The organism is Trichocoleus desertorum ATA4-8-CV12, assembly GCA_019358975.1.
Taxonomy (GTDB): Bacteria; Cyanobacteriota; Cyanobacteriia; order FACHB-46; family FACHB-46; genus Trichocoleus; species Trichocoleus desertorum_A.
In genome coordinates, this window is record JAHHIL010000037.1 from 47,580 (window position 1) to 54,031 (window position 6,452).

Consider the following 6,452-nt stretch of genomic DNA (forward strand, 5'->3'; position numbering starts at 1 on the left):
TGCAATGATGGATTGAAAGTTGGCGCAAGTACATGCAAGTACAGGACTTGATCCTTCGATATCAACAAGGAGAGCGTGACTTTGCCCACGTTGACTTGAGTGGGGCTACGCTGAGTGGCATTAATCTCCAAGACGCAGATTTAACCGGGGCTAATCTGACGGGTACGAACCTGAGTTGGGCCTTGCTCAACCGAGCTAACTTGACCGGGGCTTGTTTGCGTCGAGCTGATCTCAGGAGTACCGCCTTAAGCAGCGCTACCTTAGTAGGCGCAGTGTTGAATGGAGCTAATCTAGCCAAAGCTGACCTGCGTCTAGCTCAACTTCAAGACGCTGACCTGAATTGGGCAACTTTGCCAGAAGGAGATTTGAGTGGCGCTGACCTGAGCCGAGCCAAGCTCGATCAAATCAATCTGGAAAAAGCGAAGTTGAATGGCACCCAGTTTGTGGGAGCCGAATTGATGGAAGCCAACCTGCGGCGGGCCAGTTTAATTAGTGCCAACTTGAGCCAAGCCAACCTCCGAGAAGCACATCTCGAAGAAGCGAATCTGCGAGAAGCCAAATTAGTCGGTACGAATTTAATCGAAGCTAATCTCAGTGGCGCTTACTTGCGTCAAGCAGATTTGAGCCAAGCAGATATGCACCGCGTCACGCTCATTGGAGCTGACTTGAGTGAAGCTGTGCTGAATAATGCTGACCTCAGTCGGGCCAACCTCAGCGGTGCTTATCTGCTCAAAACCAGTTGCAAGAAAACCTATCTACTGCGGGCTACCCTACAGGAGGTTTATCTTCTGCAAGCTGATTTAACGGAAGCAAATTTACGGGGTGCGGATCTGCGTCGTGCGGATCTTAGTGGAGCCTACTTAAATGAAGCGACCCTAAGTGAAGCAGATTTAAGCGATGCCTACTTATTAGAGAGTCATCTGATTCGGGCTAATTTAGATGGGGCTCAACTCACTGGGTGCTGCATCTATAACTGGCATCTCGAAGACTCAGACCTGGCTAAGGTTGAGTGTCGTTATGTGTTCACTCAGTTTAACTACACCACCAAAAGCCCAACCGAACGTTATCCTGCGGCCCGTGATTTTGAACCAGGGGAGTTAGCTCGGCAGTATCAGGGCGATGATGCTGGGGTCGAAGTGGTTTGGCAAGAACCTCCTCATTGGGAAGCTTTAGTCTTTACCTTGGCTCAAGTAGAGATGGAGTGCCTTGATGTGCATTTAACTCTTAAGTCCTATGGCCTGTCGGACAACGGGTATCTACTAAAACTCACCAGCGATCGCCCGGTTAACGGCAAAATCCTAGCTCAGCGAATCTTGCAACTTTACCCTGAGCTGTTGCCACGGGTGCTGTCTCGCCGTTCTGAAGTTTTGGGGTTATTAGGAATCTCGCCTCGGATGGGTACTTTAGAGGCTGCTGTATCTTCTCCACCCCCCGCTCAGCGATCGCCGACGACAACTGCAACCGATAGAGACAAGCGCTTGCGTCTGTATCAAGAAATAGTGCGCCAAATTCAGCATATTTTGCACTCTCAAGCACCCGATCAGTTTGTCGGCAGTGTCGAGCATTTACTAAACTACTTGAGACAGCAAGGAATTTCTACAGAAGAAATTCAAAAAAAGCTGATTAGCCAAGTCATTGTTAAACGGGCTCAACAAAATAAAGCGTTTCTAGAACACTTAAAGCATTGGGATCAAACAGCTGACGAATCCGCTCGGCTGTCTTCTGTGGGAGAAGCAGTGCGCTTAGCGATCGCCTTGCTCTAGCCCTGAATGACCTCAATTATTCGACCACTAGATAAAATTAAGCTTAAACTTGATGAATTTTACCCATCCTTTGTGGACAAGGTTGCCTGAGCGTCAACGTCATGACTGATAATTACTAAGAGATAAAAATATTTGGGGTGCTAAGACCAGCAGAAGTGTTGCAAAGGACTGTTTGATCTTGATCCACCCAAATTGAGCAGGTATCGCTCTTGCCCAGTTTTTGAACTACTTGGCTCCGGTTCGTCTCATCTCTCGCTGATGTGTGATTCTTGCTAGAAGATGGGAATGCTCCAAATGGTTAGAGGTGAACTTTCTGAAAACTCAGCCGTCACTGAGTGAAGCAGCCTTCTGCGTAAATGGGCGATGGCGGCAACTAAATTTATACAGCGGTGTGTCTAAGTCTCTACAAGCAGTAACGATGAAGCATAGAGCTTGGTCACTTATGGTGTTCGAAGGAGTGAATAAAACGATGAAATCCCCAATGGGCTTAGAAAAAAACGTCTCTTTAGCCCTAGTCTGTACGGTCTTAGGATTGTTGACAGCGAGTTTATCTCCTGCCGTAGCAGCTACCAGCGATGGCACCGATATGACATCTGCGGATGCAGCCACGACTACCTCTGCGCCTCTAGCGATCGCGGATGAGACTCTACAAGCTCAAGCGCTAAGCTCAGATGTAGATAGCAGCCAAGACCTGATCAATGTTGCAACTCTAGACCCCGAGGCTCCAGAAGAAGCCAGCAATGGCATGGCTCAAGTGACCTCAGTATCCCAACTGTCTGACGTGCAACCCACCGATTGGGCCTTCCAATCATTGCAATCTTTGGTAGAACGATACGGCTGTATTGCGGGTTACCCAGATGGCACCTACCGAGGCAACAGAGCCTTAACTCGTTACGAATTCGCCGCTGGTGTCAATTCTTGCCTCGACCGCATCAACGAACTCATTACTGCGGGCACTGACGAACTGGTACAAAAAGAAGATTTAGCTACCTTACAGCGATTGCAGGAAGAATTCTCTGCCGAACTTGCTACCCTCAGAGGCCGAACCGATGCTTTAGAAGCCCGCACCGCTGAACTTGAAGCAAACCAGTTTTCCACTACGACCAAGTTATTTGGTCAAGCGATCTTTGGAGTTCAAGGCCGCACTGAAAACACGGCTGACTTTTTCCCAGTCGATGGCGTCAAAGATACTAAAGACCCAGCAACCAACATCAACCTCATTAACAATGTCCAGTTAAGCTTGTTCACTCAACTGAGCAATCGCAGCATCCTGCTGACTGGGCTGGCGGCTGGCAATGGCAGTACTGCGCCTCGCCTCAGCAACGACACCAAGTTGGGTTATGAACTAGACACCGACAATCAATTCGTCCTCAGTGACCTCACTTTTCGGCATTTGATTGGTAACAACTTTGCGGTGGTAGCGGGGCCTGTCGGCGTTAATGCGGTCAACGTCTTCCGGGGAGCTAACCGAGTTGAAAGTTCTGGACAAGGTCCAATCTCAGCGTTTGCCCAGCGGAACCCCATTATTAGTATTGGAAACGGCACAGGTGGAGCTGGTTTTGACTGGCAAATCGCTTCTCGGCTCAGCTTGCAGGGCGTTTACTCTGCAAGTGATCCTGCTGACCCTAATGATGCTGGCTTGTTTGGGAGTCGCCGTAGCGCCACTACTACTGGGGTTCAATTAACTGCGTCTCCTACTGACACGATTGATCTAGCCCTGCACTACCTCAACTCCTATAATCCTTCTGGATCTGGCTTTGCAGGTAGCTTAGGTTTGGGAGTAGGGGATGACCAAGTTACCATTGGCTCTGGTCTCAAAACTGATGCTTTCGGGGCTACCGTGGCTTGGCGTGCTACCCCTGGGATTACAGTGGGAGGCTGGGGTGGCTTTACCAATTCCCGGATTCCTAATCGCGATGGTAATGTAGAAACCACCAACTGGATGGCTTTCCTCAATTTCCCCGATTTATTCGGCGAAGGCAACCTAGGCGGAATTTATGTAGGGCAACCGCCTAAAATCACCGAAAGCGATTTACCAGCGGGCCAGAATATTCCTAACTTGCTGGCGGGCGGCTTAGGAACCGAGGGAGAACAACCCGGCACCACGACTCACTTAGAAGTGTTCTATCGGTACCGCATCTCCGACAATATCACGCTTACTCCAGGCTTCATGGTGCTCTTCAATCCAGGTAATGCACCTGAGAGCGACACAGTGGGGATTGGTGCTCTCCGAACCACCTTTACCTTCTAAGATTCTGGTTCAGCTGATGGGGTTCAGTTGTGGGGGTGGGTAATCACCTCAGCAACTCCACTCCAGGATTAAACCTAATCTACCAAAACAGCGATCGCCCCAGCTAATTTTCCAGCCAGGGCGATCGCTTTGAGTTTGACATTAGGGATTAAGTTCTCTGTCAGCCTTCATTTTCTGCACTCGCGGCTGTTGGAATTAAGCGTTTCCTCAAAGCATCAGCTCGACGCTGAGCCGTTACGCTTTGAGGCTCCAACTGGAGGACTGCTTCATAGGACTCTAGAGCTTGAGCCATGAGTTGCTTACGCTCATAGGCATGCCCAATGTTATTCAACGCCGTCACGTAATTGGGGCTAAGTTTTAGCGCTTCTTTGTAGTGACGAATCGATAAGTCATACTGCTCTTGGGCGAAGTAAGCATAACCCAAGGCGTTGTAAATGAGGGCTGTATTTTCCTCGCCTTCTAAATCGGGCGATTTGAGCGCTTTTTGCAGTTGTATTACCGCTTGAGAAAACAACTTTTTCTCTAAGTAAATGCTGCCAAGCTCGTAGTATTCCTCAGCTGTGCCTTTTTCTTTATTTAGTTTGTTCTGCAAGCGCGAAATAGAAGTTTCAATCTTGCGAGTTTTAAGCACTTGACGAAAAATCGCCCAGCCTGCGCTTGCCAGTAAAATTAGCAAGATTGACAAATAGACAACGGGAAGTAAGTTATCCATATTTGTTATATGTGAGCACTGCTAAGCAGATCTGGTTTTAGTCAACTTTCCCTGGTAAGGGACCCAACCTTTCTATTGGGGTTCTATCCCCACCTTTCATTAAGTTAGCCCACGGCAGACCCCAATAGGCAGCTCGTTCTTGCAGCCAACCATCAGAATGCCAACGAGCGATCGCACTATTGACTTGACGCCGCAAATCATCATACTGCACCCCCTTCGGTAGCACGACACACAAAGGCTCCGTAGATAACAAAGTGGGCAGCAGACGATATTGAGGATACTCCCGCACCCAACCACTCAAAACACTTGCATCTGCAGCAAAAGCAACTGCCTCACCCGATTCCAAGAGCGAGTATGCCGCCTCATAAGAGGTTACCCCTACTAACTTAGCGCCAGGAACTAAATAGCGCAGGGTAGCGATGGTACTGGAACCCTGGAGGGCTGCGACTGGGCGGTTGTATAAGTCAGCCAGCCGCTCGACTGTTGTTGCTTTAGAGACTAGGGCTGTGCCATCTAAGTAATAAGGCAGGCTAAAGCTTACTAAGCGAGACCTTGGCTCCGTTGCGGTCACTCTCGCGATCGCTAAGTCTACCTGACCTGACAAAACGGTTGGAAGGCGGTTTTGGTTAGAAACTGGCTGGAGTCGAACGGCATCTGCTTTGCCTAGTAGCTCTTGAGCTAAGCGGCGGGCTACTTCAATTTCAAACCCTTGCAGTTGCTCCGCTGAGTCTTTAAATGCCAGCGGATATAGGTTTTCTTTGACAGCAACAATCAGGTAGCCCCGTTGCTGAATTGACTTCAGCGTTTCAGCGCTACCTGATTGACCTGCTAAACTCAGCCCAATTACCAAACAAAGACTAGAAACTTTGCTGAAAAACTTCAGCTGCTCAAACACATTTGATGCTGCCTTACCTAGTTTTGCACTTAGGCTGACTTTGCTTGACCCGCCAACTCTAGAACCTTGCCGAAACCAGCGGGATCTAGAACTGCCAGTTGTGCCAGCATTTTACGATTGAGCTGGATGTCAGCCTTCTTGAGATTGCCAATTAGCTGACTGTAGCTCATACCGTGCTGACGAGCAGCGGCGTTAATCCGGGCAATCCACAGGCGGCGGAAGTCTCTCTTCCGCTTCCGGCGATCGCGGTAGGCATTACGCAACGCCTTCATTACCTGTTGGTTAGCAGTACGGAAGAGAGTGGAGTGAGACCCCCGGAAACCTTTCGCTAGCTTTAGAATTTTTTTGCGGCGCTTTCGGGCTACATTACCGCGCTTTACTCGTGTCATTGATTTGTGATCCTAGTAACTTTTATAGATAAGGGAGCATCAACCGCACGTTTTCTTCGTCTCTTTCGTGTACAACCGCTACTTGGGATAGCTGGTTTCTACGCTTGGCACTTTTGTGCTCTAGCAAGTGGTTTTTAAAGGCTTTGCGGCGCAAGATTTTACCACTGCCGCTGGCTCTAAAACGCTTAGCAGCAGCTTTACGAGTCTTCAGTTTTGGCATGGACTGGCTTTAATTCGACACGGTCTACAATTTTATCGCCACTTAGGGACTGATAGCAAGGGGTAGGAGGAATTACTCAGCATGAACTACTCCGTGCTACTTCGTTGAGCCCGGAGTTTCTGTCGCTTCGCTTGGGCTAGTTGCTTCATGCTTCCGCAGGAAGTAGAGCTAGACCCATCGACGACTAAAGAGGTTCGTTCCAAACCCCTTGCCCAAATTTCG

General features: G+C 49.1%; 6 protein-coding genes. 2 read left to right on the forward strand and 4 right to left on the reverse strand.

Annotated elements, in window-relative coordinates; translation table 11 throughout:
* The first annotated feature begins 32 nt into the window (after window positions 1–32).
* Together KME12_20400 and KME12_20405 are read left to right on the forward strand one after the other, a co-directional pair.
* Window positions 33–1,763: a pentapeptide repeat-containing protein gene (locus KME12_20400; GenBank protein ID MBW4490148.1), complete on the forward strand. Its 1,731-nt coding sequence runs from the start codon at window positions 33–35 to the stop codon at window positions 1,761–1,763.
* A gap of 586 nt (window positions 1,764–2,349) precedes the next feature.
* Window positions 2,350–4,014 carry an iron uptake porin gene (locus tag KME12_20405; GenBank protein MBW4490149.1) on the forward strand — a complete coding sequence of 555 codons (1,665 nt, stop codon included), beginning with the start codon at window positions 2,350–2,352 and terminating at the stop codon, window positions 4,012–4,014.
* A 160-nt stretch (window positions 4,015–4,174) separates the two neighbouring features.
* Here KME12_20405 and KME12_20410 read toward each other — a convergent pair whose 3' ends face one another.
* The 4 genes from KME12_20410 to rpmI are packed head-to-tail and all read right to left on the reverse strand — an operon-like array spanning window position 4,175 to window position 6,230.
* Entirely contained in the window at window positions 4,175–4,726 is a 552-nt protein-coding gene (locus tag KME12_20410; protein MBW4490150.1) for a tetratricopeptide repeat protein, read from the reverse strand.
* 37 nt (window positions 4,727–4,763) lie between these two features.
* Complete coding sequence (locus KME12_20415; protein ID MBW4490151.1) at window positions 4,764–5,621, reverse strand: transporter substrate-binding domain-containing protein; 858 nt, start codon at window positions 5,619–5,621, stop codon at window positions 4,764–4,766.
* Between the two features lie 29 nt (window positions 5,622–5,650).
* The gene (gene rplT, locus KME12_20420; GenBank protein MBW4490152.1) at window positions 5,651–6,010 is read right to left on the reverse strand and encodes a 50S ribosomal protein L20; all 360 of its coding nucleotides are present in this window, start codon (window positions 6,008–6,010) and stop codon (window positions 5,651–5,653) included.
* A gap of 22 nt (window positions 6,011–6,032) precedes the next feature.
* Entirely contained in the window at window positions 6,033–6,230 is a 198-nt protein-coding gene (gene rpmI, locus KME12_20425; GenBank protein MBW4490153.1) for a 50S ribosomal protein L35, read from the reverse strand.
* Window positions 6,231–6,452 lie beyond the last annotated feature (222 nt).